This is a genomic window from Microbacterium sp. VKM Ac-2870, assembly GCF_015350795.1.
Classification (GTDB): Bacteria; Actinomycetota; Actinomycetes; order Actinomycetales; family Microbacteriaceae; genus Microbacterium.
In genome coordinates this window covers 323,917-350,888 of the sequence record NZ_JADKSH010000002.1, presented here as the reverse complement: position 1 = coordinate 350,888, position 26,972 = coordinate 323,917, and the positions used below count along the sequence as shown (strand labels likewise).

The window sequence follows — 26,972 nt, the reverse complement described above, 5'->3', positions numbered from 1 at the left end:
GAGCGGGCGCTTCCGCCTCAGGCGCTGCGGGTGAGGCGGAAGCGAAGGGCCGCGAGTTCGGCGTGCAGGGCAGCGGGAACGCGCCCCTCGAAGGTTTCGTAGAACTCCTCCGTCAGCGCCGTCTCCTGCAGCCACAGGTCGCGGTCGATGGCGAACAGCTCCCGCAGGTCGTCGTCGGAGACATCAATGCCATCGAGGTTGAGGTCCTCGGTGCGCGGCAGCCGGCCGATGGGGCTGTCGACGGCCGGAACCCGACCCTCAATGCGACGGATGATCCAGTCGATGACACGGGCATTGTCGCCGAATCCGGGCCAGAGGAACCGGCCGTCGTCGCCCTTGCGGAACCAGTTGACCTGGAAGATGCGCGGCGCGCGGTCGAACCGGAGCTTCTGACCGACCTTCAGCCAGTGCCCGAAGTAGTCGGCCATGTTGTAGCCGCAGAACGGGAGCATGGCGAACGGGTCGCGGCGCAGCTCGCCGACGGTGCCCTCGGCGGCGGCGGTGCGCTCCGACGAGATGGTCGAGCCGAGGAAGACGCCGTGCGACCAGTCGGTCGCCTCGACGACCAGCGGGACGTTGGTGGCGCGGCGACCGCCGAACAGGATGCCGTCCAGCGGCACCCCTTCCGGGGTCTCCCAGTCGGGCGCGATCTGCGGGCACTGGCCGGCGCTCACGGTGAACCGCGAGTTCGGGTGCGCGGCCGGGCGACCGGATTCCGGCGTCCAGGGGTTGCCTTCCCAGTCGGTCAGCTCTGCGGGAACGTCTTCGGTGAGTCCTTCCCACCAGACGTCCCCGTCGGGTCGGAGTGCGACGTTCGTGAAGATCGTGTTGCCCCACAGCGTCTCGACGGCCGCGACGTTGGTCGTCTCACCGGTTCCCGGCGCGACGCCGAAGAATCCGGCCTCGGGGTTGATCGCCCAGAGGCGACCGTCGTCGCCGGGACGCAGCCACGCGATGTCGTCGCCGAGGGTCTCGACGCGCCAGCCGGGAATGGTCGGACGGAGCATCGCGAGATTGGTCTTGCCGCAGGCCGACGGAAACGCGGCGGCGAGGTGGAAACTCCGCCCCTCCGGGCTGATGACGCGGATGAGGAGCATGTGCTCGGCGAGCCAGCCCTCATTGCGGCCGATGACCGAGGCGATGCGCAGCGCGAAGCACTTCTTGGCCAGGATCGCGTTGCCGCCGTAGCCCGAACCGAACGACCAGACTTCGAGGGTGTCGGGGAAGTGCACGATGTACTTCTCGTCGTTGCACGGCCACGCGACGTCCTGCTCTCCGTCGACGAGCGGTGCGCCCACGGAGTGCACCGTCTTGACCCAGGGCTTGCCGGCGGCGATCTGCTCGATCACCGAGGTGCCGACCCGCGTCATGATGCCGATCGAGGTGACCGCGTAGGCGCTGTCGGTGATCTGCACGCCGATGTGCGACAGCGGACCACCGACCGCGCCCATCGAGAACGGGACGACGTACATGGTGCGCCCGCGCATCGACCCCTCGAACAGGGGCGTGATCGTGGCGCGGATCTGGGCGGGCGCCGCCCAGTTGTTCGTGGGCCCGGCATCCTCCTCCCGCTCCGACGCGATGAAGGTGCGCGCCTCGGTGCGGGCCACGTCGCTCGGGTGGGATCGGGCGAGGTACGAGCCGGGCCGCCACTCGGGATTGAGCTTGATGAGCTTGCCCTCGTCGACCTGCTGACGCAGCAGCGCCTCGTTCTCGCCGCGCGTGCCGTCGACCCAGTGGATGCGGGCGGGCTGGGTGAGCTCGGCGATGTCGTCGACCCAGGCGAACAGCGCTTCCAGGCCGGCGCCGGCGAGCGCCGGCCGACGGCCGAACCGCATCGCCGGCGCCGTACCGCCTCCGTGGGCGGTCACAAGGGCGGTGGGGTGGGGGGACAGGTCGGCGATGGCCATGTCAGCTCCTTCAGCGAGGCGGATCCGTATCGTCGGTGCTTGCCTTCCACCTTCCGCGCCTCAGAGCCATGTTTACAGCGAAGTGTGTGATCAAAAAGCGGGATTCTTTCGCTAGCATCAAGGAATGGCGGCCACCTCTCTCGAACTGTCGACCCTGGGTCATCGCATCCGGCACCAGCGGATCTCGCACGGGTACACCCTGGATGAGCTCGGGGCGATCGTCGGCGTCGCGGGCAGTCAGCTCAGCCTGATCGAGAACGGCAAGCGTGAACCGAAGCTCTCACTGCTGCAGGCGATCGCCACCGCGACCGGCACCGACGTGACCGATCTGCTCTCCACCGAGCCTCCGAACCGCCGCGCGGCTCTCGAACTGGAACTCGAACGCGCCCAGTCGTCCTCCGTGTTCCGCAGTCTCGGCATCCCGCCGATCCGCGTGACGAAAGCGACCACCGACGAGACCATCGAATCGGTGCTCGGTCTGCACCGCGAACTGCAGCGCCGCGAGCGGGCGGCGATCGCCACCCCCGAGGAAGCACGGCGGGCGAACACCGAGCTGCGCCTGCGCATGCGGGCGCGCGACAACTACCTGCCCGACATCGAGAAACTCGCCGAGAAGCATCTCAAGGCGGCCGGTCACGTCTCCGGTGCGCTCACGCATCGCACCGTGAGCCTCATGGCCGAGCGGCTCGGATTCGAACTCATCTACGTCGACGACCTCCCCCATTCGGCCCGCTCGGTCACCGACCTGGAGAACGGTCGCATCTACCTGCCCCCGGCATCCATCCCCGGCGGGCATGGCCTCCGCTCCATGGCGTTGCAAGCCATGGCTCATCGCCTCCTCGGTCACACTCCGCCCACCGACTACGCCGACTTTCTGCAGCAGCGCCTCGAGATCAACTACTTCGCGGCGTGCTGCCTCATGCCCGAGACCGCCTCCGTCGCGTTCCTGGCCCAGGCCAAGAAGGACCGCAACCTCGCCGTGGAAGATTTCCGCGACGCCTTCGGCGTGACCCATGAGGCGGCGGGAATGAGGATCACCAACCTGCTGACTGAGCACTTCGGCATCCGCCTGCACTTCCTGCGCGTCGACGGCTCGGGGGCGATCAGTCGCGCCTATGAGAACGACGAACTGCCCCTGCCGATGGATGTGACGGGATCGGTGGAAGGCCAGGTCGTGTGCCGGCATTTCGCCGCCCGGTCGGCGTTCTCCGAGCAGAACCGCACGATCGAGCACTATCAGTACACGGACACTCCGACCGGCACCTTCTGGTGCTCGAGCCAGACTGGCAAAACCCCCGACGGCGAGTTCTCGATCACTGTCGGGGTCCCCTTCGACGACGCACGCTGGTTCCGCGGACGCGAGACGCAGAAGCGGGCGACCTCGACATGCCCCGACGAATCATGCTGCCGCCGACCGGATTCCGCCCTCACGGCGCGCTGGGAGGGACGCGCGTGGCCAAGCGCGCGCGTGCACATGCAGATGTTCTCACCGCTTCCCCGTGGCGCGTTCCCGGGCGTCGACGACGGCGAGGTCTACGCGTTCCTCGACCGTCACGCCCAGGGCTGACCCGCAGCCCGTCAGCGGATGTGCCGGATGCCGACGGCGAGCCGCCGCAGCCGGAGGAGCGTGGGCGTCAACCGTGGACGGACGAGCTCGAGGCCCGCGTCGGCGGCGATCCACTCGACGACCTCGTCGAGGGTGCGGTCGTCGTTGGGAACGTGGGTCGCGAAGCGTTCGTGCGCGAGCGCCGCGATGCACCGCTGCATCTGCTGCATGGCCCACGTCTCCCGCCGACCACCGGTGCGGACGAACTCGATGCGAGTGCGTAGCGGCACGTCGAGTTCCGCGCCGATGCCGCCCTGCAGGGGTGCCCGAGTCCCTATGCCGATCCGACGGTCGATCCCCGTCTGGCCGGATGATCGACGGCGGTCGCCCACGCCACGGCCCGCGTCACGCGCTTGGCAGCGCCGCCCTGATCCATGTACGCTCGCTGCTAGTGAGGTTCGCCTAACCTCACCGGCGATGACCGGTGAGACTGCGAGGGGGCAGCGGGCGTCGACTCTCGCTTCCCCCACCCGAACAAACCGAAGAGACGAACGTGCTCGCCACTTTCCTGATCGGCCTCCGCGAAGGCCTCGAAGCCGCGCTGGTCGTCGGCATCCTCGTCGCCTATCTCGGTCGCATCGGTCGCCGTGATGTGCTGCCCCGCCTCTGGATCGGTGTCGCACTCGCGGTCACTCTCGCCGTCGGCATCGGAGCCGTCCTCACGTTCGGCGCCTACGCACTCACGTTCGAGGCGCAAGAGCTCATCGGCGGCCTGCTCTCGCTCGTCGCGGTGGCCATGGTCACCTGGATGATCTTCTGGATGCAGCGCACCGCGCGCACCATGAAGGCCACGCTCGAAGGCAGCATCGACCGCGCCCTCGCCACCGGCGGGCTGTGGGGCATCGTGCTCATCGGTTTCGTGTCGGTCGCACGAGAGGGCATCGAGACCACGCTGCTGCTGTGGTCAATGGTCCAGTCGTTCGGAGCCACGCCGTCGGCGTTGCTCGGTGCACTGCTGGGTCTGATCGCCGCCGTCCTGCTCGGCTGGCTGCTCGCGCGCGGAATGGTACGCCTCGATCTGCGCGTGTTCTTCGGGTGGACCGGCGCGTTCCTCGTCGTCGTCGCCGCCGGGGTTCTCGCCTACGCGATCCACGACCTGCAAGAGGCGGGCGCACTGCCCGGGCCCTTCTCCGCACTCGCTCCCCTGGACGCGGCTGGCACCGTTGCCGTCGGCGCCTCCGCATTCCCCTTCGGCTGGGCCTTCGACGTGTCCGGTGCGATCGCCCCCGACAGTTGGCTGGCCGCTCTGCTGCAGGCCACGGTCGGATTCATGCCTCAGATGTCGTGGCTGCAGGTCGTCGCGTGGGTCGTGTTCATGGCGATCGTCGGCACCCTGTTCGTCCGCGGGTTGCGCCGGCGTCCCGCCCGCGCAGCATCCGCCTCCCCCTCTCCCGTCCCGCATCACCAAGGAGCCTCATGACCCGCATGCGCACCTGGGGAGTCGTCGCCGCGCTCGGCGCGACCGCCCTCGTTCTGGCCGGCTGCGTCGCCAAGACCGATGTCGCCGCCTCCGGCGCCCTGACCGTCACGTCCACCGATACTTCGTGCGAGGTGTCGACGGGCACGGCCACCAGCGGCACCCTGGCATTCTCGGTGGCGAACAGCGGCTCTCAGGTGACCGAGTTCTATCTGCTCGCCAAAGACGGTCTGCGCATCGTCGGCGAGGTCGAGAACATTGCTCCCGGCGCCTCCCGCACGCTGACGGTCGTGGCACAGCCCGGCGACTACTTCACGCTCTGCAAGCCCGGCATGGTCGGCGACGGCGTGGGTCGGGCGGCATTCTCGGTCACCGGCGACGCTGTGAAGGCATCGGGCGACGACGCCACCCAGAAGCAGAAGGCCGTCGACCTGTACGCCGCGTTCGTGAAAGACCAGGTGGAGCAGCTCGTTCCCGCCACCGCCACGTTCGTGGCCGCGTACGAGTCGGGCGACGATGAGAAGGCACGCGCGCTCTTCCCGACGACGCGCGGTTACTACGAGCGCATCGAGCCCGTGGCCGAATCGCTGGGCGATCTCGACCCGCGCATCGACTACCGCGAAGTGGATGCCGTGGCGGCGGGACTCAGCTGGACCGGCTTCCACCGCATCGAGAAGGACCTCTGGGTTCCGTCTCAGGATGCGCTCAACGCCGACGGCGCCACCCCGGCCTGGCAGAACTGGGCACCGTCGACGCCCACAGAGCGCGCCACGCACGGCGCTCAGCTGATCGCCGACGTCGGCCAGCTCAACGACTACGTGCATTCCGACGACTTCCTGAAGGCACTCGACGAGCAGGGCATCGCGGGCATCTCCAACGGCGCGATCTCCCTTCTGGATGAGGTCGCGACGGGAAAGATCAGCGGCGAAGAGGACTGGTGGAGCGGCACCGATCTCTACGACTTCGCCGCGAACGTCGAAGGCTCCAAGATGGCGTTCTCGCTCGTCAAGGACTTCGCCGTCGCCTCCGGCGCCCAGGGCTCGGAGCTCTCGGGGCGTATCGACTCGGGCTACGCCGACCTCGAAGCCGCCCTCGCGACACACGGCTCGCTCAGCGCCGGCTTCGTGAACTACCGCCAGCTCACCGAAGCCGACAAGCGACAGCTGACCGACCTCATCAACGCGCTGGCCGAGCCGCTGTCCAAGCTCACGTCGACGATCCTGCAGTGAGCGAGGACACGATGACCGGGTCTGCCCCCGGCGCGGAGCGAGGGGCGCACGCCGACGCGCCGAAGCCCGGCCTCAGCAGGCGTGGACTGCTCGGCCTCGCCGCCGGCGTCGGCGCGGCCGGTCTCGCGGTGGGCGCCGGTGCCGGTGCGGCGGCGGGAGTCGCCGTCGGCCGCTCGCGTGCGGCGGCGCCGACCTCGCCGTACGCGTTCTACGGAGCGCACCAGGCGGGCATCACTACCCCGGTACAGGACCACCTGCACTTCGCCTCGTTCGACATGATGGCGCGCACCACCCGCGCCGACCTCATCGAGCTGCTGCAGGACTGGACCTACGCCGCATCACGCATGACGCAAGGCCTCGACGTCACCGCGAGCGGCGCGGTGGGCGGTTCGCCCGAGGCCCCGCCGGACGACACGGGCGAAGCTGTGGGGCTGGCCGCCAACGGACTGACGATCACGTTCGGGTTCGGCCCCACGCTCTTCACCGCCGACGACGGCACCGACCGCTACGGTCTGGCCGATCGCGCACCGGCGCTGCTGAAGAAGCTGCCGGCATTCCTGGGCGATGACCTGTCGCCCGACCACACCGGCGGCGACCTCTTCATCCAGGCCTGCTCCGACGATCCGCAGGTCGCGGTACACGCCATCCGCAACCTCAGCCGCATCGCCTTCGGCCGGGCTCGCCTGCGCTGGTCGCAGCTCGGGTTCGGAAAGACCTCGAAGACCACCGCCGACCAGGCGACGCCGCGAAACCTCTTCGGTTTCAAAGACGGGACCGCGAACATCCTCGCCGACGACAGCGCCGCGCTCGACGCGCACGTCTGGGTCGGCGAGAGCGACGAGCCCGCCTGGCTCGTCGGCGGCTCTTATCTGGTCGCACGCAAGATCGCGATGCTCATCGAGACCTGGGATCGCGTGCGCCTGAGCGAGCAGGAGCGCATCACCGGGCGCGACAAGGCGCACGGCGCGCCGCTGTCGGGCGGCAGCGAGCAGACCGAGCCCGACTTCTCCGCGCCCGGCGCGACAGGACGGCCGGCGATCGACCCCCGCAGCCACGTGCACCGAGCTCATCCGGATGTCAACGGAGGCATCCGGATTCTCCGACGCGGGTATAACTACGTCGACGGCAATACGGACCTCGGCCGCCTGGATGCGGGACTCTTCTTCCTTGCCTACCAGCGCTCGCCCGAGCAGTTCATCACCCTGCAGCGCTCACTGTCCACGGATCTGCTGAACGAGTACATCCGCCACATCGGCTCCGGAGTATGGGCCGTTCCGCCCGGGGCGACAGAGGGTTCGTACGTCGGCGCGGGTCTGTTCAGCTGAGCCCACCTCCTCTCCCGGGGCGATCTGGTCAGCCGCGAAGAAAGCGGGCGAAGCGCGCTAGCGCGGCATCGACGGATGCCGCGTCGACGTGCGCAGAGAACAGCTCGGGCACCGGATCGAGATGGTGTCGGCCCACCGCGGTCGAATGCCGCCAGGTACCGACCACCTCGCCGGCGGCAACGAGGACCGGACGGACCATCCCGTTGAGCATCGGACCGATCGCTGCGAGCTGGCCCGGTGGGCACACCCGCGAGCGATCTGCGTACGACAGGTAGTACTCGTCGAAGGGGCCCAGCGCGAGCACGTCCGGGGGCTGCGCGGTCGGCTCGATCTCCCTGGAGTCCGCGACGAACAGTGCGTCCCCGATCTCGGTGACGCGCTCCGCGGCAGCCTCCCTTCCGGCGCGCGCGAGCCCCAGCGGCAACCCCGCCCACCAGCGGAAGTCCTCCAGCGTCGCCGGGCCGTGGCCCGCCAGGTATCTGACGAGCAGTTCTGCGAGCGGTTCAGCGGGGCTTCGCGCGTCGGTGATCCACTCGTCGGCGGCGACGAGGTACTGCTCGCGCGTGGGCGCTCCCTCCCGGGCGACGACCGGGCCGAAGACGACCACGTCGCGGACGGCGAGCGCCGACAGCAGATGGTTGCCGCGCGACGCGGTGACATCGCCTCCCGCGGCGGTGACGACGTCGGCGAACTCCGCGCGGGTCAGGCGGTTGCCGCCGGCGAGCACCGGGCGGACGGCGCGCTCGGCGCGAGAGATCGCATCGGCATCGATCCCCAGCCGGCGATGCATCCCGACTGCCTGGCGCTGCTGGCGCTCGCGGGTGAGCGCGAGGATCCACCCGAGGTCCTCTGCCGCGACGATGTGCAGCGTGCCGCGCTGCGTCCAGGAGCGCACGATCGCGCCGGTCTCGAAAGCCCGGTCGACATCGGCGAGGGTCGGCTCCCCTGCTGTCCGGATGCCGAGGGCCCAGCGTCCCGCCCAGAACTCCTGCGCCTGCGTGGCGGTGAGTCGCCGGGCCGCGGCCACGGGATCGGCGGCGGGCCGGTCGAGCCGGTGCGCCGCCAGGCGGGCGGCGCGGAGGGGCGCGAGGTCCATGGCCCCATCCTGCCGCCCACGCCCGACATCGCGCCCCTATACTCGGAACCGTCCGGGCGCGACGTTGCGGCCGGTGCTCGAAAAAAGGGCACGAGAGACACATACGGCATCCATTCACCGTCCCGTCTCTCGGAGGACCCATGCCTACCGTCTCCGCGCACGTCGCCCAGACCCTCGCCGCCCACATCGACCACGTCTTCGGAGTGATGGGCAACGGCAACGCCCACTTCCTCGATGCGCTCGAGCGCTCCACCGACGTGCACTACACCGCCGTCCGCCACGAGGCGGGCGGCGTCGTCGCCGCCGACGCCTATCACCGCGCCAGCGGCCGGCTCGCCGCTGCGACGGCCACCTACGGCGCGGGGTTCACCAACATGCTGACCGCTCTGGCCGAAGCCGTGCAGGCGCACGTTCCCCTGGTGATCGTCGTCGGCGACGAGCCGACATCGGGCCCGCGCCCGTGGGACGTCGACCAGATCGCGCTCGCGTCGGCCGTCGGCGCCCGCACCTACACCGTGGGCCGCACGGATGCCGCGGCGACCACTGTCATCGCGATCGAACATGCCCTCGCCTACCGGGTGCCGACCGTGCTCGCGATCCCCTACGACGTCGCGAAGCTCGAGGCCGGCCCTGTTCCCGCGGCGCCGCATCCGACGCTTCCCGCGCCGATCGTTCCTTCTCCGTTCGCCCGCGCCGCCGTCGCCGACCTCGCCCGGGCACTGTCGGTCGCCGAGCGGCCCGTGTTGATCGCCGGCCGTGGCGCGTGGATCGCCGGCGCCGATGACGCGCTCGGCCGCCTCGGCGACGCGATCGGGGCGGTCACCGCGACGACGGCGCTCGGCCGCGGCATTTTCCCCCGCAGCGAGTACGACCTCGGGGTGACCGGTGGCTTCGGCACGGAGGCGGCGATGGAGCTCATTTCCACCGCCGATGTCGCCGTGGTCTTCGGCGCCGGGCTCAACCAGTTCACGATGCGGTTCGGCGCACTGTTCGCCCCGGGCACCCGCGTCGTGCAGGTGGACGTCGCACCCGCGGCGACCCACCCCCACGTCGGCGGCTTCATCCGCGGCGATGCGCGGCTGGTGGCCGAGGCACTGTGCGAAGAACTGTCCGCCCTCGGCGGGTCGGCGAGCCGGTGGCGGGAGAGTATCGACATCGCCGCGCTGCGTGCCCGCGACACCGGCGATGCCCTCGCCCCCGACGGTCGGCTGGATCCTCGGTCGGTCGCGGTGCGCATCGGCGAACTGTTGGAGAGCTCCCCCTCCACGCGCAATCGGGTCGTGGTGACCGACGGCGGCCACTTCCTCGGGTGGGCGAACATGTACTGGCCCGTGGCATCGCCGGATCGCATGATGATGGTCGGCACGGCGTACCAGTCGATCGGTCTCGGATTCCCCTCGGTGCCCGGCGCCGCGCTCGCCAAACCCGACGCGACCATCGTGCTGTCCACCGGCGACGGCGGCGGCCTGATGGCTCTCGCCGACCTCGAGTCGGCGGTGCGCGTCGCGGCCGGCCGCGGGCTCGCGGTCGTCTGGAACGATGCGGCCTACAGCGCGGAGGTCAATCTGTACGGCCTCCAGGGGCTCGCGCGCGAGCCGATGCTCATCCCCGAGGTGAACTTCGCCGGGCTCGCTGACTCCGTCGGGGCGAACGGCGTCGTCGTCCGCACGCTCGCCGACCTCGAGGTACTCGCCTCGTGGGCGGCGATCCCGGCATCCGAGCGCCCCTTCCTGCTGCTGGACTGCCGCATCTCGGGCGACGTGATCGCGCCGTACCAACAGGAGATCATCCGCGTGAACTCCTAGCGTTCGCGCATCGGGCGAACGCGGGAATGCGAGGGCCTATCAGAACGCTGTGTTTGTGGCGCACACTGGGCATCGACGAAATCCGGCGGTGGATGCCGCAGCGCGAACGAACGGGGTGCCATGGAAGGTCTGGAAGTCACGGTCCTCCTCGGACTCGCGGTGTTGGCAGGAACCATCCTGGCTCCGCGCCTGCGATTGGCGACACCGCTGGTGCTGTTGATCATCGGATTGCTCCTGGGATTCGTGCCGGAGCTACGCCACATCGAGTTGCCGCCCGAGACCGTGCTGCTGCTGTTCTTGCCGGTCATGCTCTTCTGGGAGAGCATGACGACGTCGCTGCGCGGCGTGCGCCGGTCGCTGCGCTACATCGTGCCGATGAGCACCCTGCTCGTCGTCGCGTCGGCATTCGCCGTGGCGTGGATCGGGGCGATGTTCGGGTTGCCCTGGCCGGCCGCGATGATCCTCGGCGCCGCCGTCGCGCCGCCCGATGCCACGGCAGTCGCCGCCCTCGGCCGCCTGCTGCCGCAGCGGACCTTCATGAAGCTCAAGGCCGAGAGCCTCACCAACGACGGCACGGCTCTGGTGCTGTACGCGATCGCCGTCTCCGTCGCCCTCGGCGACACCGTCACGGGCTGGTCGATCACCGGAACGGTTCTGGTGTCGTACCTCGGCGGCGCGGCGGCGGGCATCGTCATCGCGGCCCTCGCGTACGTGTCGCTGCGGCGCATGCGCAGCGCACTGTCGATCAACGTCACGCTGCTGCTCGTGCCGTTCACGGCCTTCCTGCTCGCCGAGCTCGTGGGTGCGTCGGGCGTGCTGGCGGTGGTGTTCGCCGGCCTCATCGTCGCGTGGGCATCGCCGCGCATCACGACGGCTGCCTCCCGCCGCACGGCGACGGCCGCATGGCCGTTCGGCGTGTATCTGCTCAACGGCGCCCTGTTCGTGCTGATCGGGCTCGAGGTCCAACTGGTGCTGCACGAGATCTCACCGAGTGAGATCTGGGGACTCGTGCTTCTCACCGTCTCGGCGTGGGCAGCGCTTCTCGTGGTCCGCTACCTCTTCCAACTGCTGATGTCGCCGTTCTCGCGCCCGCGCAATCCGGGCCTGACCGCCCGTTCGGGTCCGGGCTCACTCAATCGCGCCCGCGTCGTGAGCACGGTCGCGGGCTTCCGCGGAGCCGTGTCGCTCGCGATCGCCCTGTCGGTGCCGCTGACCACGGCATCCGGAGACCCGCTCGTCGGACGCGACGCCGTGGTCTTCGTGACGGCGGGGGTGATCGTGCTGAGCCTGCTGGTGCAGGGGCCGCTGCTGCCCGCGATCGTCCGCTGGGCGAAGCTGCCGAACGACAGCTGGGCCGCCGATGAGATCGAGCTCGCGCAGCGCACCATCACGGGAGCGGCCATCGCTGCCCTCGACGACATCGCCGCCGAGCACGCTGTCAGTGACGAGGTGCGCGAGCGGGCGCGTCAGGACGGCTACGACATGCTGGAGCTCGCCAACGCCCGGGCCTTCGCCCGCGCCCAGGCGACCAGCGACGCCGACCAGATCGTGCAGCTCGAGGGGATGCTGTCGGCTCCGTCGGCGCCCGACACGGGTGCCCAGACGGTCGTGGATGCCGGGACGACCGCCGCCGATGGCACGGTCGCGTTGACGATGCTGGCGGCGTCGACCGGGATCGATCTGACCCAGCGCTCGCCGCTCGTGCGCTTCGAGGAGATGACGCGGCTGAAGCTCGCCCTGCTCGACCGCAAGCGCGAGGTGCTGCTGCGGCTGCGCCGTGAAGGCACGGTCGACGATCTGCTGGCGCGGCGGCTCGAAGCCCATCTGGATGCGGAGGAGTTGCGCCTCAGCGGGGTCGACGACCTGGACTGAGTGCGGGGTTCTGCATTTCGACTCGGTCCTTCGGGCCTCGCTCAACGTCTCGACACGCCCCGAACCGTCACGCCGTCGGCAGCATCCACTCCGCGAAGAACGCGGCCAGCTCGTCGGTGGCATCCAGCGGCAGCACCGCGGCGACGTACTGATCGGGGCGGACGACGACGAGCACGCCTCCCCGCGACAGCCCGCGCGCGTCGAAGATGTCGACGTCGTTCCAGCGGGTGGGCGCGGCGGTGAAGACCTTCTCCCAATCGGTCAGGCCCAGCGCGCCAGAGCGGGGCCGGAAGATCGCGGGCGCCTGCGTCACGTCGAGTTCTTCGAACCCTTCCTGGTAGATGACCTTCGCGTCGAAGACGGCGTCGATGTCGGCATCCTTCGGGGTGTGACGCCGCACCGGCGATCGCGGGTCGTCGGCCAGCCAGGTCGCGAACCGGCTGAGGGCGGAGTCGGGCGCGCTGCCCGACCGGTCGGCGAACGCGTACAACCGCCACCGCCCGTCCGCCTTCGCGTGATGTCCGAGGTGGACAGCGTTGCCGTCGGCGGCCAGCGTCACCGGTGCGCTCTTGAACCGCTTGCCGAGGGGGAAGCCCGTCGCGAGGTTCGGGTGCGAGCCGCGGGCGACCACGCCTGTCTCGGCGGCGTACGTGGTCATGAAGCCCGAGGGGAACTCGGCCGTGGCGAGATAGTAGGCGGCCAGATCGGCGGGATCGGAGATCTCTTCGGGCTTTCGCGCCATGAGCGTCGACCACTCCTTGTCGAAGTCGATCAGCTGCTGGGCAACGGGCCGGCGCTCGGTGCCGTACGTCGATAGGAGGGATGCCGGGCTCAGCCCCGTGAGCACCGAACCGAGTTTCCAGCCGAGGTTGAACCCGTCCTGCATCGACACGTTCATGCCCTGCCCCGCCTTGGCGCTGTGCGTGTGGCACGCGTCGCCGGTGAGGAACACGCGGGGATCGCGAGCGCCTCCTGGCACATCGTCGAAGCCGTCGGTGACCCGGTGCCCGACCTCGTAGACGCTGTGCCAGGCGACGCTCTTCACATCGAGCGTGTAGGGATGCAGGATCTCGTTCGCACGGCGGATGATCTCTTCGACCGGCGTCTGGCGCACGCGGTGGTCGTCGTCGTCCGCGACGGCACCGAGATCGACGTAGACACGGCTGAGGTAGCCACCCTCGCGCGGGATGTGCAGGATGTTGCCCGCTTCGGCGTTGATCGCGCACTTGATGCGCCAGTCGGGGAAGTCGGTCTCCACGAGCACATCCATCACGCCCCAGGCGTGCTGCGAGGTATCGCCCACGTGCACGCGACCGATGGCGGCACGCACGCCGCTGCGGGCGCCGTCGCAGCCGACCACGTACTTCGCCTGCACCGTTCGATCCTGTCCGGCACGCTCCCCCGCGACGTGACGCAGCCGCACCTCGACGGGGTACTCCCCCGCGTCGTGGACGGTGAGTCCGGCGAACTCGATGCCGTAGTCGGGCACGATGCGACCCGGCCCGTGGGCGGCGGCCTCGGCGAAGTAGTCGAGCACTCGCGCCTGGTTGACGATGAGATGGGGGAACTCGCTGATGTCGTAGGCGTAGTCGGCGGTGCGCGATCGGCGCACGATGCGACGCGGGTCGTCGGGGTCGGGACCCCAGAAGTTCATCCACCCGATGTTGTAGGCCTCGGCGATGATCCGCTCGGCGAAGCCGAACGCCTGGAACGTCTCGACACTGCGCGGCTGGATGCCGTCGGCCTGCCCGAGCGACAGGCGCCCCTCGCGCCGCTCGACGATGCGCGCGACGACGTCGGGATACTGCGCCAGCTGCGCGGCCAGCAGCATGCCGGCCGGCCCCGACCCGACGATCAGCACGTCGACCTCGTCGGGCAGATCGGCGGGGCGGTCGATCCCCGTGCCTGCCGCGGGGAGCACCCGCGGGTCGGCGGAGACGTAGCCGTGGTGGTGGAACTGCATCGTTTCGCCTTTCCGGCTCAGAACCGGGACACGCCGTAGACCGGGCTCACGGACTGTTCCGCCTCGTGATCGGGGCCGAGCGGGATGCCGCTGCGGTCGCGCAGAAGCAGAGTCGCGATCAGGCCCAGCACCGTCATGCCGACGAGGTACCAGGTGACACCGGTGGTCGATCCGGTGGCCTGCACGATCGCCTGGGCGATCGTCGGCGCGAACGCCCCACCGAGAATGGCGCCGATGGCGTACGAGATGGAGACGCCGGAGAAGCGGATGGATGCGGGGAACAGCTCGGCATACAGCGCCGCCTGGGGCCCGTAGGTGAAGCCGAGACCCACGGTGAGGATCACGAGACCCAGCGTCAAGCTGACGATCGAGCCCGTGTTCACCAGCGGGAACAGAAGGAAGACGCCGACCAGCTGCAGGACCCAGCCGATGAGGTAGGTCGAGCGCCGCCCGATGCGGTCGGAGATCCACCCGGAGATGAAGGTGAAGAGCAGCCACGTGACGGCCGACACGGTGACCGCGCCGAGAACGTCGGCGGTGGCCAGGCCGATGGCGCCCTTCGGGTCGGTCGCATACCGCTGGATGTAGCCGCCCGTCGTCATGTACCCCACTGCGTTGTTGCCCGCGAAAACGAGCGCGGCGATGACCACGAGCAGCGCGTGACGGCGGAACAGCTGCACGATCGGCATCCGCGTCTCCTCCTTGCGCTCCGCCAGCTCGGTGAACACAGGGCTCTCCTCGACGCGGCGGCGCACGTAGTAGCCGATGACGATCAGCACGAACGAGAGGAGGAACGGCACACGCCAGCCCCACTGCAGGAAGGCCTCACCGGGGGCCACGAGCGCCATGAGGGCGAGCATGCCCGAGGCGAGCAACAGACCGAGCGGCACGCCCATCTGCGGCGATGCGCCGAAGAGGCCGCGCCGCTTCTTCGGCGCATGCTCGACGGCGAGCAGCACGGCGCCGCCCCACTCACCGCCCGCGGAGATTCCCTGCAGGATGCGCAGCAGCACCAGCAGGATGGGCGCAGCCATGCCGATCGCGGCATACGTCGGCAGAACGCCCACGAGGGTTGTCGCGACGCCCATCAGAATGAGCGTGACCATCAGCACGAGTCGGCGGCCGTACCTGTCGCCGAAGTGGCCTGCGAGGAAGGCGCCGAAGGGGCGGAACAGGAAGCTGATGCCCACGGTGATGAAGGAGAGTACCTGCGCGAAGCCCTCGCCCGCCGGCGCGAAGAACAACTGGCCGAAGACCAAGCCCGCCGCGGAGGCGTAGATGAAGAAGTCGTACCACTCCACGGTGGTGCCGACGATGGTGGCGAAGACCACGCGACGGCGGTCGGTGTGGGCGGCGATCGTGCCGGTCGGGGTGAAACCCGCGGGCTCGTATGTGGGTGCGGTCATCGGTGACTCCCAGGGTGATGTGACGTCTCTGTCGCGTGGGCACAGCATGCTTGCCCGGATGCTCAAGATCATATACGATTTCGGATACGACGCAAGAGCGAGGGAGCTCATGACCATCGATGCCCACTCCGCGGATGCCGCCGCGGACGCCGCCGACAGCGGCGCCGACGCCCGATTCGCTGCATTGCCGTGCCGTCCCGGGAAGATCGTCGCCGTACACCTCAGCTACGCGTCGCGCGCTGCTCAGCGCGGTCGACGCCCCGATGCCCCGTCCTACTTCTTCAAGGCGTCGAGTTCGGTCGCCGCCTCCGGGGGCGTCGTCGAACGCCCCGCAGGAACCGAACTGCTCGCCTTCGAGGGCGAGATCGCTCTGGTCATCGGCCGCACAGCTCGCCGGGTCGCAATCGACGACGCCTGGCTCCACGTCGGGTGGGTCACGGCATCCAACGACCTCGGTCTCTACGACCTGCGCGCCGCCGACAAGGGATCCAACGTCCGCTCCAAGGGCGGAGACGGCTTCACACCGATCGGGCCCACCTTGATCCCCGCAGCCCTCGTCGACCCCGCCGGCCTGCGCGTGCGCACGTGGGTCAACGGCGACCTGCGTCAAGAGGGCTCGACCGACGACCTCCTGTTTCCGCTCGCACAGATCGTCGCCGATCTGTCGCAGCACTTCACCCTCGAACCGGGCGATGTCGTTCTCACCGGCACACCCGCCGGCTCTTCCGTGATCGTGCCCGGCGACGTCGTCGAGGTCGAAGTCGACGCGCCCGCGATCGGGCAGACAAGTGGTCACCTGGTGACGACCGTGGTCGATGGCCCCGACATCCCCTTCGACGCGGCGCTGGGATCGCTGCCCGCCGTCGATGACGTGCAGCGCGAAGAGGCCTGGGGCTCGACGGAGGCCGCGGGCCTCGCGGCGGACGGCGTTTCGACTCGCGGCTCCGCCGCTCGCTCAACGACCGGGGGTACGCTCACCCCGCAACTGCGCGAGAAGCTCCTGCGCACACCCGTCGCCGCGCTCTCGCAGCAGTTGCGCACGCGCGGTCTCAACGCCGTCACGATCGATGGCGTGCGTCCCCTGCATCCCGCGCAGAAACTCGTCGGAACCGCCAAGACCCTGCGGTTCGTGCCCGGCCGCGAAGACCTGTTCGCAAGCCACGGCGGCGGCTACAACGCGCAGAAGCGCGCGTTCGACGCGGTCGGCGAGGGCGAGGTGATCGTCATCGAAGCCCGCGGCGAGGCGGGCTCCGGCACGCTCGGCGACGTGCTCGCCATCCGCGCGCACGCCCGGCATGCGGCGGGCATCGTCACCGACGGGGGCGTCCGCGACATCGACGCGGTCACGGCCATCGGCATCCCCGTGTACACCGCGGGCGCCCATCCCGCCGTCCTCGGTCGCAAGCACGTGCCGTGGGATGTCGACGTCACGATCGCCTGCGGCGGCACCACCGTGCAGCCCGGCGACATCATCGTCGGCGACGCCGACGGCGTGATCGTCGTCCCTCCGCATCTGGCCGAGGAGGTCGCCACTGCCGCCCTCGCCCAGGAGGACGAAGATGGCTGGATCGCCGCGCGCGTGGCCGAAGGCCACCCCATCGACGGGCTCTTTCCGATGAACACGGAGTGGCGCGCGGCGTACGAGGCATCCCGCGAAGGCGCGCGCCGATGAGCGACATCGTCATGGGCAGCAAGTCGGAGATCGCCTACGACTGGATCCGCGAGCGCATCCACCGTCACGAATACGGCCCCGGCTACCGACTCGTCCTCGGGGCGATCGCGGGCGAGCTCGACATGAGCGTCGTGCCCGTGCGCGAAGCGATCCGTCGCCTCGAGGCGGAGCATCTCGTCACCTTCGAGAAGAACGTGGGCGCGCGGGTGTCGGTCGTCGACGAAGAGGCCTACGTCCACACGATGCAGACGCTCAGCCTCGTCGAGGGGTACGCCACCCGACTCGCGGCTCCGTTCGTGACGGCGGACGACCTCGCCGCGGCATCCGAGATCAACGAGCGCATGCACCGACTGCTCGACGACTTCGACGCACACACCTACACGCAGCTCAACCAACGCTTCCACGCCGTGCTCTTCGACCGCTGCCCCAACCCGCACATCCTCGATCTGGTCGGACGCGGCTGGTCACGGCTGGCAGGGCTCCGCGACACGTCGTTCTCGCTCATCCCCGGCCGCCCGCGCCACTCGGTCGAGGAACACGACCGCATCCTCGAGCTGATCCGCACCGGCGCCGACGCGGACGAGCTGGAGATGTTCACCCGCAACCACCGCCTGCGCACGCTCGACGCGTTCCTCCATGCCCGACACGACAGCGCCGGGGATGCCGCCCTGACCGATCGGAGAGACACATGACCGATATCGCCTCGCCCGCCCTCGACGCGCGCCACGTGCCCGCCGATCTGCCCGACCGCATCCGTCACTACATCGACGGCCGCTTCGCCGATTCGGTCGACAACGACACCTTCGAGGTGCTCGAACCGGTCAGCAACGAGGTGTACGTGCGCGCCGCCGCCGGCAAGAAGGCCGACATCGACCTCGCCGTCGCCGCCGCGCGACGCGCCTTCACCGACGGCCCGTGGCCGAAGATGCTGCCGCGCGAGCGTTCGCGCGTGCTGCACCGCGTCGCCGACATCGTTGAGTCGCGCGACGCGCGCCTCGCCGAGCTCGAATCGTTCGACTCGGGTCTTCCGATCGCACAGGCGCTCGGCCAGGCCCGCCGCGCGGCCGAGAACTTCCGCTTCTTCGCCGACCTGATCGTCGCCCAGTCCGACGACACGTTCAAGGTGCCGGGGCGCCAGCTCAACTACGTCAACCGCAAACCCATCGGTGTCGCCGGCCTGATCACCCCCTGGAACACGCCGTTCATGCTTGAGTCGTGGAAGCTCGGCCCCGCCCTCGCGACGGGCAACACGGTCGTGCTCAAGCCGGCAGAATTCACGCCGCTGTCGGCATCCCTCTGGGCCGGGATCTTCGAGGAAGCCGGCCTTCCGCAGGGGGTCTTCAACCTCGTGAACGGTCTCGGCGAAGACGCCGGCGACGCACTCGTGAAGCACCCCGACGTGCCCCTCATCTCGTTCACCGGCGAGAGCTCGACGGGGCAGCTGATCTTCGCCAACGCTGCCCCCTTCCTCAAGGGCCTGTCGATGGAGCTCGGGGGAAAGAGCCCGGCGATCGTCTTCGCCGATGCAGACCTGGATGCCGCGATCGACGCGACCATCTTCGGGGTCTTCTCGCTCAACGGCGAGCGCTGCACCGCCGGCAGCCGCATCCTCGTGCAGCGTGAGGTGTACGACGAGTTCGTCGAACGCTACGCCGCGCAGGCGCGACGCGTGAAGGTCGGCTACCCGCACGATCCGGCCACCGAAGTGGGCGCGCTCGTGCACCCCGAGCACTTCGCGAAGGTCATGAGCTATGTCGAGATCGGCAAGGGCGAAGGGCGCCTCGTCGCCGGCGGCGGCCGGCCCGACGCCTTCCCGACGGGCAACTTCGTCGCACCGACGGTGTTCGCCGATGTGGCGCCGACGGCCCGCATCTTCCAGGAGGAGATCTTCGGCCCGGTGGTCGCGATCACCCCGTTCGACACCGAGGACGAGGCCCTCGCGCTCGCCAACGACACCCGCTACGGTCTCGCTGCCTACGTGTGGACGAACGACCTCAGGCGCGCGCACACCTTCGCGCAGGCCATCGAGGCCGGCATGGTGTGGCTCAACTCCAACAACGTGCGCGACCTCCGCACCCCGTTCGGCGGCGTGAAGGCCTCGGGACTCGGACACGAGGGCGGCTACCGCTCGATCGACTTCTACACCGCCCAGCAGGCCGTGCACATCACGCTCGGCGCCGCCCACAACCCAACCTTCGGCAAGGGAGCCTGAGATGACCGACCGTTCCACGATGACGAAGACCTCGTCGGGCTTCTTCGTCTCTGCCGAGGCGCCCATCGTCGCCGCCAACCCGGTGGCGACACCGACATCTCCGGCTCCCGACATCCTCCGCTGCGCATACATGGAACTCGTCGTCACCGATCTGGCGCGCTCCCGCAAGTTCTACGTCGACGTCCTGGGCCTCACCGTCACCGAGGAAGACGACACCACCGTCTACCTGCGCTCGCTCGAGGAGTTCATCCACCACAACCTCGTGCTCCGACAGGGACCTGTCGCCGCAGTGGCGGCGTTCAGCTATCGCGTGCGTTCTCCCGAAGACCTGGACCGTGCGGTGGCGTTCTACACCGAGCTCGGTTGCGATGTGCGCCGCAACCGCGACGGCTTCACGAAGGGCATCGGCGACAGCGTCCGGGTCGTCGACCCGCTGGGCTTCCCGTACGAGTTCTTCTCCGAGACCGAGCACGTCGAACGCCTCGCGTGGCGCTACGACCTCTACACGCCCGGGGCGCTGGTGCGCCTCGACCACTTCAACCAGGTGACCCCCGACGTCCCGCGGGCCGTCCGCCACTACCAGGACCTCGGGTTCCGCGTGACCGAAGACATCCAGGATGCGGACGGCACCGTTTATGCCGCGTGGATGCGCCGCAAGCCCACCGTCCACGACACGGCGACGACCGGCGGCGACGGCCCCCGCATGCACCACGTCGCCTTCTCGACCCACGAAAAGCACAACATCCTCGCGATCTGCGACAAGCTCGGCGCCCTCCGCCGCAGCGACATGATCGAACGCGGCCCCGGTCGCCACGGCGTCAGCAACGCGTTCTACCTGTACCTGCGCGATCCCGACGGTCATCGTGTCGAGATCTACACGCAGGACTACTACACCGGAGACCCAGACAACCCGGTCATCACGTGGGACGTGCACGACAATCAGCGCCGCGACTGGTGGGGCACCCCCGTGGTGCCCTCCTGGTACACCGACGCGTCGCTCGTGCTCGACCTCGATGGCAACCCGCAGCCGGTCGTCGCCCGCACCGACACCTCCGAGATGGCGGTGACCATCGGCGCAGACGGCTTCAGCTACACCCGCGCCAGCGAGGAAGAAACGTTGCCAGACGGGAAGAAGGGCGAGTACAAGTTGGGGAACCAGCTCTGATCATGGATGCCGCGACCATCGCCGGCCTCGCCGCAGAGCTCGCGGAGGCCGACCGCGCGCACGCCGTGATCCCGCGGATCACGGCCCGCTACCCCGAGGCGACCATCGAGGACTCGTACGCCATCCAGGGCGTATGGCGCGACCGGATGATCGCGGCCGGGCGCACGCTCGTCGGGCGCAAGATCGGTCTCACCTCGAAGGCGATGCAGCAGGCGACCGGCATCAGCGAGCCGGATTTCGGCGTCATGTTCGACGACACGGTCTACCGGTCGGGCGACGAGATCCCCGTGGACCACTTCTCGAACGTACGCATCGAGGTCGAGCTGGCCTTCGTGCTGGCGTCGCCGCTCGAGGGCCCCGACTGCACTCTCGACGACGCACTCGCCGCGATCGACTACGCCGTTCCGGCCCTCGAAGTGCTGAACTCGCACATCGAGTTGGAGGGGCGGACCATCGTCGACACGATCAGCGACAACGCGGCGTATGGGGCGATGGTGCTGGGCGACGTGCACAAGCGCCCCGACGAGATCGATCTGCGCTGGGTGCCGGGCGTGCTCAGCCGCAACGGGGAGATCGAGGAGACCGGCGTCGCCGCCGGCGTGCTCGGCCACCCCGCCACCGGCGTCGCGTGGCTCGCGAACAAGTTCCATCAGCACGGTGCCAGACTCGAGGCCGGCGAGATCATTCTCGCCGGATCGTTCACGCGCCCGATGTGGGTGCAGCGCGGCGACGAGATCCGCTGCGACTTCGGCGAAATGGGGGTCATCGCGTGTCGTTTCATCTGAGTCCGACCTTTCGCGACCGGCTGAGCGCGGCGTCCCGCCCGCTCGTGGGGGGCTGGGTGTGTTCCGGTTCGGCGCTCGTCGCCGAGATCATGGCCGGGTCCGGCCTCGATTGGCTCCTCATCGACATGGAGCACGGCCCCAATACCCTCGAGACCGTGCGCGCCCAGCTTCAGGCGGTCGGCGGCTCACCGGTGACGCCGGTGGTGCGCGTGCCGATCGGGGATCCGGTCACGATCAAGCAGGTGCTCGATCTCGGCGCGCAGAACATCCTCGTGCCGATGGTCTCGTCGGCCGACGAGGCGCGCGCCGTCGTCGCGGCCACGCGGTACCCCCCGCGCGGCGGCCGTGGAGTCGGGTCGGCGCTGGCCCGCTCCGCCCGCTGGAACCGCGTCGAGGACTACCTCCAGAACGCCGACGCGTACGTCTCGGTGTGTGTGCAGATCGAGACCTCTGCCGGGGTCGAGGCTGCGGCGGAGATCGCCGCGGTGGACGGCATCGACGGCGTCTTCGTCGGACCGAGCGATCTGGCGGCGTCGCTGGGCGTGCTCGGCGAGCAGACGCATCCCGACGTCGTCGACGCGGTGCGACGCGCGTTCGGCGCGGTGCAGGCGGCGGGCACCCCGGTCGGCGTGAATGCGTTCGATCCGCAGGTTGCCCAGTCGTATGTCGATGCCGGGGCCACCTTCGTGCTCGTCGGCGCTGACGTCGCGCTGCTCGCCCGCGGCTCGGAGGCTCTCGCCGCGCGGTGGGTGCCCGCGGGCGGCGGGGGCGACCGCGTGTCGTACTGAGGCGGGACACGTTCCGACCCGGCGCCGCGCGCCTCGCGCCTCGCGCCTCGCGCCTCGCAGCGAGTCGAAACGCCTCGAGCTCCTGTCAAGCCCCGGACGCACCGCACGCGACCGTGCGAACCTGGTCACATGCAGAGGACCGTCACCGCGCACATCGAGCTCGATGTCACCGAGCCCGCCGACCTCGTCTTCGCCGTCGCGGTGTCCAGGGCCTACGTCCCGGTATCCGAGACACTCACCGTCTCTGTCGCCGGTGCGCCCGTACCGACGCGCGAACTCGCCGACGCGCACGGAGGTCGCCTGCACCGGGTCGCCGCGCCGGTCGGGCGGCTCCGACTCGACTACACCGCGACGGTCGACGGCATCGCGGCGGCGCTCGACGCCGACGAGACCGAGTTGCTCGTGTACGGCCGCCCCAGCCGATACGCCGAGTCCGACGCGCTCGCGCCGACCGCCGCGGCTGAGTTCGGGGGCGTGGACGATCCGGCGGCGCTGCTGATTGCCGTGTCGTCGTGGGTGGGTACGCACCTGTCGTATGTGAGCGGGTCGAGCCTGCCGACCGACGGCGCGACGCGCACCCTTCTCGCCCGTCAGGGCGTCTGCCGCGACTACGCCCACCTGTGCGTCGCCCTGCTCCGAGCCCGCGGGGTGCCCGCGCGACTCGCCGCGGTGTACGCGCCGGGGCTCGACCCCATGGACTTCCACGCCGTCGCCGAGGCCTGGGTCGAAGGCGCGTGGCGCGCCGTCGACGCGACCACCCTCGCGCCCCGAGAGACTCTCGTGCGGATCGCGACGGGGCGGGATGCCGCCGACACGGCATTCCTCAACGTGTTGAGCGGTCGGGCGGACCTCGTCGGGGTGCAGGTGACGGCGACCGCCGACAGCCTGCCCGGCGACGACCTGAATCGCCTCGTGAGCCTGCAGTAGTCGCGAGTCAACCTGTTGACTCACACCATGTCAACTGGTTGACTCGAATCATGGCCGCGCGTCTCACCGTCACCCTCCACGAGCTGGTCGGCGAACTCGAGCTCTTCGCGGACGCGTGGTTGCGCCAGAAGCACGGCGTGAGCTTCAACCTCTTCGAGATCCTCGCGACCCTCGCCGAACGCGCGCCCATCGACATCACGGGCCTCGCGCACTGCCTGCGCGTGACGAAAGCGGCGGTCAGCAAGCGCGTGCCGACGCTGGTCGCCGACGGCTGGATCACCGCTACCGCAGGCGAGGGACGACGGATCGTCCTCGAGCTCACCTCGACGGGCGCCGAGCTCGTGCGCATCGCGGGCGGTGAACTCGAGGTCGAGTTCACCCAGATGCTCGCCGACCCGCGCCTGGATCCGGTCCGCTCCGGCACGGGCATCACCCCGGCCGCGCTCAACGCGCACCTCTCGGTGCTCACCGACATCGTCCTCGCGAAAGGTCGCACGCCATGACTCGTCGTCTTCTCGTCATCGTCGGCACACCCGTGCCCGACACCCTCACTCATGCGCTCGCGGAAGGCTATGCGTCAAGCGCTCGCGCCGCCGGCGCTGAGGTGCGCATGATCGATCTCGCCCACGACCCCATCCCCGATCATCCGCGCACCCGCAACCAGTTGCGCGCGCCGCGAGCCGGGCGCACCGATGATCTGCCGCTGGATCCGGACGTCGCCCGCTACGTGGGCGATCTGTTCTGGGCAGACCACATCGCGATCTTCCACCCGCAGTGGTGGGGCACCGTCCCCGCGGCACTGAAGGCGTTCATCGATCGCGTCTTCCTCTCCAACGCGACGTTCCGCTACCGCGAACGCTCGGCGCTGTCCGACCGCCTGCTCACCGGGCGCACGGCACGCATCATCATGACGATGGACTCGCCGCGGTTGTGGAACCGGCTCGTCTACCGCGGCGCCGCCGAGGCGTCGCTCTCCCGGGCGACACTCGGGTACTGCGGCGTGCGCACCGTCGGCATCACACGCTTCACCCCCGTGCGATTCAGCGACGACACCGCCCGGCGCGGCTGGATCGAGCGGATGGCGCGGCATGGGCGCGCCGATGCGACCTCCTCCCGCCGCGCCGCACGCCCGTCGCCGAACGACGGGGGTCTGCGGACCCCGGCGGCACGGGTGAAGACCCTGTAACAAAACGACGCCCGGTGGCCCCCGAGCGCACGGCCGCGGCGATGATGGATGTCGCGGCATCCGCACACAGCATCTGCGCACCGCTCATCCCCACCCGGAGGTCTCCATGACGCGCTCGACCCTGCGCACCGCCCTCGCCGCCACCGCGGCGACTCTCGCACTCGTTCTCACCGGCTGCGCCGGCGGCACCGGGGGCACCGCCTCCGACGCGGCCGGCGGGGATGCCGGCTACGTCACACCCGGCAAGCTGACGTTCGCCACCGGTGAGACCGCGTACGAGCCGTACGTCTACGGCGACGACCCGGCGTCGGGCAAGGGTTTCGAAGCTGCGGTCGCCTACGCGGTGGCCGAGCAGCTCGGGTTCGCGAAGGACGACGTCGTCTGGGTGCGGACTTCGTTCGAAGCGGCGATCGCCCCCGGGCCGAAGAACTTCGACATCAACATCCAGCAGTACACGATCACCGACGAGCGCAAGCAGGCCGTCGACTTCTCGACGCCCTACTACGAAGCGAGCCAGTCGGTCGTCGCGATCAAAGGTGGCAAGGCCCAGGGTGTCACCGACATCGCGGGTCTGAAGGGCCTCGCGATCGGCGCGATGACGGGCTCCACCAGCGCCGCGACGCTGCAGAAGGCGATCGCGCCGACCACGGCACCGTCGCTGTACAACTCCAACGAAGACGCCGTCGCCGCTCTGAAGGCGGGCCAGCTCGACGCCGTCGTGCTCGACACCCCGACCGCCTACGTCGCGGTCACCGCGCCGTACATCGAGAACTCGTTCGTCGTCGGAGAGCTGCCGGCAGCCGGCATCCCCGATCAGTGGGGACTGCTGCTCGCCAAGAACTCGCCCCTCACCGCAAAGGTGAGCGCCGCTGTCGACACCCTGCGTCAGAACGGCACGCTCGACGAGCTGAAGAAGACCTGGCTGTCGGTGCTCACCGAGGGCGTGCCGCAGCTGAAGTGACCCGCTCGGGTAACGTCGGTCTGTGACCAGTCACTCCCCCAGCACGCTCGAGCTCGAGCGGCGCGCGTTCCGCCGTGGGCGCGAACGCCGGTCGGTGCTCGTCGCCGTCGCGTCGAGCCTCGTGTTCGCGGCGATCGTCTGGGCCACCGTCATCAACACCCCCGGATGGGCGGGCGTGCAGCAGGCGTTCTTCGATCCCGAGATCGCCCTCCAGTCGCTGCCGAAGATCTGGGACGGGTTCCTCATCAACCTGCAGGTTCTGGGCATCTCACTGGTCACCGTATCGGCCGTGGCGCTGATCGTCGCCGTGCTGCGCACCGTCCGCGGGCCGGTGTTCTTCCCGCTCCGGGTACTCGCGGCCGCCTACACCGATCTCTTCCGCGGCCTGCCGTTCATCATCGTGCTCTACCTGATCGGCTTCGGCGTGCCGACGATCATGAACGCGCGCATCCCGGTCGTCGCCCTCGGGGTGGTCGCCATCACGCTCACCTACTCGTCGTACGTGGCCGAGGTGCTGCGCGCCGGCATCGAGGCCGTGCATCCCTCTCAGCGTCTCGCGGCCCGCGCACTCGGGCTCGGTTACGTGCAGACGCTGCGACGCGTCGTACTGCCACAGGCGGTGCGCAAAGTCACCCCGCCGCTGATGAACGACTTCATCTCGATGCAGAAGGACGTGGGACTCATCTCGATCCTCGGCGCGATCGATGCGATCGCCGCGGCCCGCTCGTCGGCATCGCTGAGCTACAACTTCACGCCGTACGTCGTCGCTGGCATCCTGTTCATCCTCCTCGCGATCCCCACCATTCGCCTCGCCGATTGGTACACGGCGCGGCTGCGCGAACGCGAGCAGCAGGGGTCGATCCTGTGAGCGGGGTCGTCCCGGCATCCGGCGCCGCCGTCGTGAGCGCCGAACACCTCTGGAAGTCATTCGGCGATCGCGAGGTGCTGCGGGGCGTCTCGGTCGCGCTCGCCGCCCACGAGGTCGTCGCCCTCATCGGTTCGTCGGGGTCGGGAAAATCCACACTGCTGCGATGCCTGGGGCTGCTGGAACCCATCGATGACGGCCGTATCTGGCTCGGAGACCTCGACATCTCCGACCCACGCGTCGACGGCAATCGCGTGCGCGCCCGCCTGGGCGCCGTGTTCCAGAGCTACAACCTGTTTCCGCACCTCTCCGTGCTCGACAACGTCACGCTCGCGTCGCGCGTCGTCCACCGAATGCCGCGGGCACAGGCCGAGGCGCGCGCTCGCGAGCTGCTCGCTCGCGTGGGACTCTCCGACTTCGCCGGCGCACACCCCGACCGCCTGTCGGGCGGTCAGCAGCAGCGCGCCGCGATCGTGCGGGCGATCGCGACCGACCCCGAGGTGCTGCTGCTCGACGAGATCACCTCGGCGCTCGATCCAGAACTCGTCGGCGAAGTGCTCGAGCTCGTGCGGGCGCTGGCCAGCGAGGGGACCACCATCCTGATGGCGACGCACGAGATGGCATTCGCACGCGACGTGGCCGACCGGGTCGTCTTCCTCGACGACGGCGTCATCGTGGAAGAGGGGGCCGCGGCATCGGTGTTCGGCGATCCGCAGCACCCACGCACGCGCTCCTTCCTCGCCCGCTTCTCCGGCTGAGGGTCCCGGGAGCAGGCGTTCGGC

General features: G+C 69.6%; 23 protein-coding genes. 18 read left to right on the top strand and 5 right to left on the bottom strand.

The window, feature by feature from the left end; all coding sequences use genetic code 11:
- Positions 1-17: 17 nt before the first annotated feature.
- Positions 18-1,910: a phosphoenolpyruvate carboxykinase (GTP) gene (locus tag ITJ43_RS05545; protein WP_416361061.1), complete on the bottom strand. Its 1,893-nt coding sequence runs from the start codon at positions 1,908-1,910 to the stop codon at positions 18-20.
- 124 nt (positions 1,911-2,034) lie between these two features.
- Between ITJ43_RS05545 and ITJ43_RS05540 the strand changes: the two genes are divergently transcribed.
- Positions 2,035-3,477, top strand: coding sequence for an XRE family transcriptional regulator (locus tag ITJ43_RS05540; RefSeq protein WP_194582827.1), 1,443 nt, complete (start codon positions 2,035-2,037; stop codon positions 3,475-3,477).
- Positions 3,478-3,488: 11 nt separating this feature from the next.
- On the opposite strand, the gene ITJ43_RS05535 is transcribed toward ITJ43_RS05540, so the two are convergent.
- Positions 3,489-3,746 carry a hypothetical protein gene (locus ITJ43_RS05535; RefSeq protein ID WP_194582826.1) on the bottom strand — a complete coding sequence of 86 codons (258 nt, stop codon included), beginning with the start codon at positions 3,744-3,746 and terminating at the stop codon, positions 3,489-3,491.
- Positions 3,747-4,009: 263 nt separating this feature from the next.
- On the opposite strand from ITJ43_RS05535, the gene efeU reads away from it, so the two are divergent.
- From efeU to efeB, 3 genes are read left to right on the top strand one after another with little or no spacing between them, the layout of a single operon-like run.
- Entirely contained in the window at positions 4,010-4,936 is a 927-nt protein-coding gene (gene efeU / locus ITJ43_RS05530; protein WP_194582825.1) for an iron uptake transporter permease EfeU, read from the top strand.
- Positions 4,933-6,162, top strand: a complete 1,230-nt coding sequence (gene efeO / locus ITJ43_RS05525; protein ID WP_194582824.1) for an iron uptake system protein EfeO — start codon at positions 4,933-4,935, stop codon at positions 6,160-6,162. Before efeU ends, efeO begins: the two co-directional genes overlap by 4 nt.
- Positions 6,163-6,173: 11 nt before the next feature.
- On the top strand, positions 6,174-7,487 hold the full coding sequence (gene efeB / locus ITJ43_RS05520; protein WP_194583184.1) for an iron uptake transporter deferrochelatase/peroxidase subunit: 1,314 nt from the start codon (positions 6,174-6,176) through the stop codon (positions 7,485-7,487).
- A gap of 28 nt (positions 7,488-7,515) precedes the next feature.
- On the opposite strand, the gene ITJ43_RS05515 is transcribed toward efeB, so the two are convergent.
- Entirely contained in the window at positions 7,516-8,583 is a 1,068-nt protein-coding gene (locus ITJ43_RS05515) for a winged helix DNA-binding domain-containing protein (protein WP_194582823.1), read from the bottom strand.
- Positions 8,584-8,723: 140 nt separating this feature from the next.
- Between ITJ43_RS05515 and ITJ43_RS05510 the strand changes: the two genes are divergently transcribed.
- Both ITJ43_RS05510 and ITJ43_RS05505 read left to right on the top strand, forming a co-directional pair.
- On the top strand, positions 8,724-10,388 hold the full coding sequence (locus tag ITJ43_RS05510) for a thiamine pyrophosphate-binding protein (protein ID WP_194582822.1): 1,665 nt from the start codon (positions 8,724-8,726) through the stop codon (positions 10,386-10,388).
- A gap of 120 nt (positions 10,389-10,508) precedes the next feature.
- Positions 10,509-12,260 carry a Na+/H+ antiporter gene (locus ITJ43_RS05505; protein WP_194582821.1) on the top strand — a complete coding sequence of 584 codons (1,752 nt, stop codon included), beginning with the start codon at positions 10,509-10,511 and terminating at the stop codon, positions 12,258-12,260.
- Positions 12,261-12,327: 67 nt separating this feature from the next.
- Here ITJ43_RS05505 and ITJ43_RS05500 read toward each other — a convergent pair whose 3' ends face one another.
- The gene (locus ITJ43_RS05500; protein ID WP_194582820.1) at positions 12,328-14,223 is read right to left on the bottom strand and encodes an FAD-dependent monooxygenase; all 1,896 of its coding nucleotides are present in this window, start codon (positions 14,221-14,223) and stop codon (positions 12,328-12,330) included.
- Positions 14,224-14,240: 17 nt separating this feature from the next.
- On the bottom strand, positions 14,241-15,629 hold the full coding sequence (locus tag ITJ43_RS05495) for an MFS transporter (RefSeq protein WP_194582819.1): 1,389 nt from the start codon (positions 15,627-15,629) through the stop codon (positions 14,241-14,243).
- Between the two features lie 109 nt (positions 15,630-15,738).
- On the opposite strand from ITJ43_RS05495, the gene ITJ43_RS05490 reads away from it, so the two are divergent.
- From ITJ43_RS05490 to ITJ43_RS05435, 12 genes are all read left to right on the top strand, one after another.
- Positions 15,739-17,301, top strand: a complete 1,563-nt coding sequence (locus ITJ43_RS05490; protein WP_194582818.1) for a fumarylacetoacetate hydrolase family protein — start codon at positions 15,739-15,741, stop codon at positions 17,299-17,301.
- Positions 17,298-17,993, top strand: a complete 696-nt coding sequence (locus ITJ43_RS05485) for a GntR family transcriptional regulator (protein WP_194582817.1) — start codon at positions 17,298-17,300, stop codon at positions 17,991-17,993. Before ITJ43_RS05490 ends, ITJ43_RS05485 begins: the two co-directional genes overlap by 4 nt.
- Positions 17,990-19,513 carry a 5-carboxymethyl-2-hydroxymuconate semialdehyde dehydrogenase gene (hpaE, locus tag ITJ43_RS05480; protein WP_194582816.1) on the top strand — a complete coding sequence of 508 codons (1,524 nt, stop codon included), beginning with the start codon at positions 17,990-17,992 and terminating at the stop codon, positions 19,511-19,513. Before ITJ43_RS05485 ends, hpaE begins: the two co-directional genes overlap by 4 nt.
- Position 19,514: 1 nt before the next feature.
- Positions 19,515-20,678: a 3,4-dihydroxyphenylacetate 2,3-dioxygenase gene (gene hpaD, locus ITJ43_RS05475; protein ID WP_194582815.1), complete on the top strand. Its 1,164-nt coding sequence runs from the start codon at positions 19,515-19,517 to the stop codon at positions 20,676-20,678.
- Positions 20,679-20,680: 2 nt separating this feature from the next.
- Positions 20,681-21,463 carry a 2-keto-4-pentenoate hydratase gene (locus ITJ43_RS05470; RefSeq protein WP_194582814.1) on the top strand — a complete coding sequence of 261 codons (783 nt, stop codon included), beginning with the start codon at positions 20,681-20,683 and terminating at the stop codon, positions 21,461-21,463.
- The gene (locus ITJ43_RS05465; RefSeq protein WP_194582813.1) at positions 21,448-22,251 is read left to right on the top strand and encodes an HpcH/HpaI aldolase family protein; all 804 of its coding nucleotides are present in this window, start codon (positions 21,448-21,450) and stop codon (positions 22,249-22,251) included. The genes ITJ43_RS05470 and ITJ43_RS05465 overlap by 16 nt, the downstream gene beginning before the upstream one ends.
- 129 nt (positions 22,252-22,380) lie before the next feature.
- On the top strand, positions 22,381-23,178 hold the full coding sequence (locus ITJ43_RS05460) for a transglutaminase-like domain-containing protein (protein ID WP_194582812.1): 798 nt from the start codon (positions 22,381-22,383) through the stop codon (positions 23,176-23,178).
- A gap of 50 nt (positions 23,179-23,228) precedes the next feature.
- Complete coding sequence (locus tag ITJ43_RS05455; protein ID WP_194582811.1) at positions 23,229-23,681, top strand: MarR family winged helix-turn-helix transcriptional regulator; 453 nt, start codon at positions 23,229-23,231, stop codon at positions 23,679-23,681.
- Positions 23,678-24,364, top strand: a complete 687-nt coding sequence (locus ITJ43_RS05450; protein ID WP_194582810.1) for an NAD(P)H-dependent oxidoreductase — start codon at positions 23,678-23,680, stop codon at positions 24,362-24,364. The genes ITJ43_RS05455 and ITJ43_RS05450 overlap by 4 nt, the downstream gene beginning before the upstream one ends.
- A 106-nt stretch (positions 24,365-24,470) precedes the next feature.
- Complete coding sequence (locus tag ITJ43_RS05445; protein ID WP_194582809.1) at positions 24,471-25,325, top strand: transporter substrate-binding domain-containing protein; 855 nt, start codon at positions 24,471-24,473, stop codon at positions 25,323-25,325.
- A 22-nt stretch (positions 25,326-25,347) separates the two neighbouring features.
- The gene (locus tag ITJ43_RS05440) at positions 25,348-26,193 is read left to right on the top strand and encodes an amino acid ABC transporter permease (RefSeq protein ID WP_194582808.1); all 846 of its coding nucleotides are present in this window, start codon (positions 25,348-25,350) and stop codon (positions 26,191-26,193) included.
- Positions 26,190-26,948, top strand: a complete 759-nt coding sequence (locus tag ITJ43_RS05435; protein WP_194582807.1) for an amino acid ABC transporter ATP-binding protein — start codon at positions 26,190-26,192, stop codon at positions 26,946-26,948. The genes ITJ43_RS05440 and ITJ43_RS05435 overlap by 4 nt, the downstream gene beginning before the upstream one ends.
- Positions 26,949-26,972 lie beyond the last annotated feature (24 nt).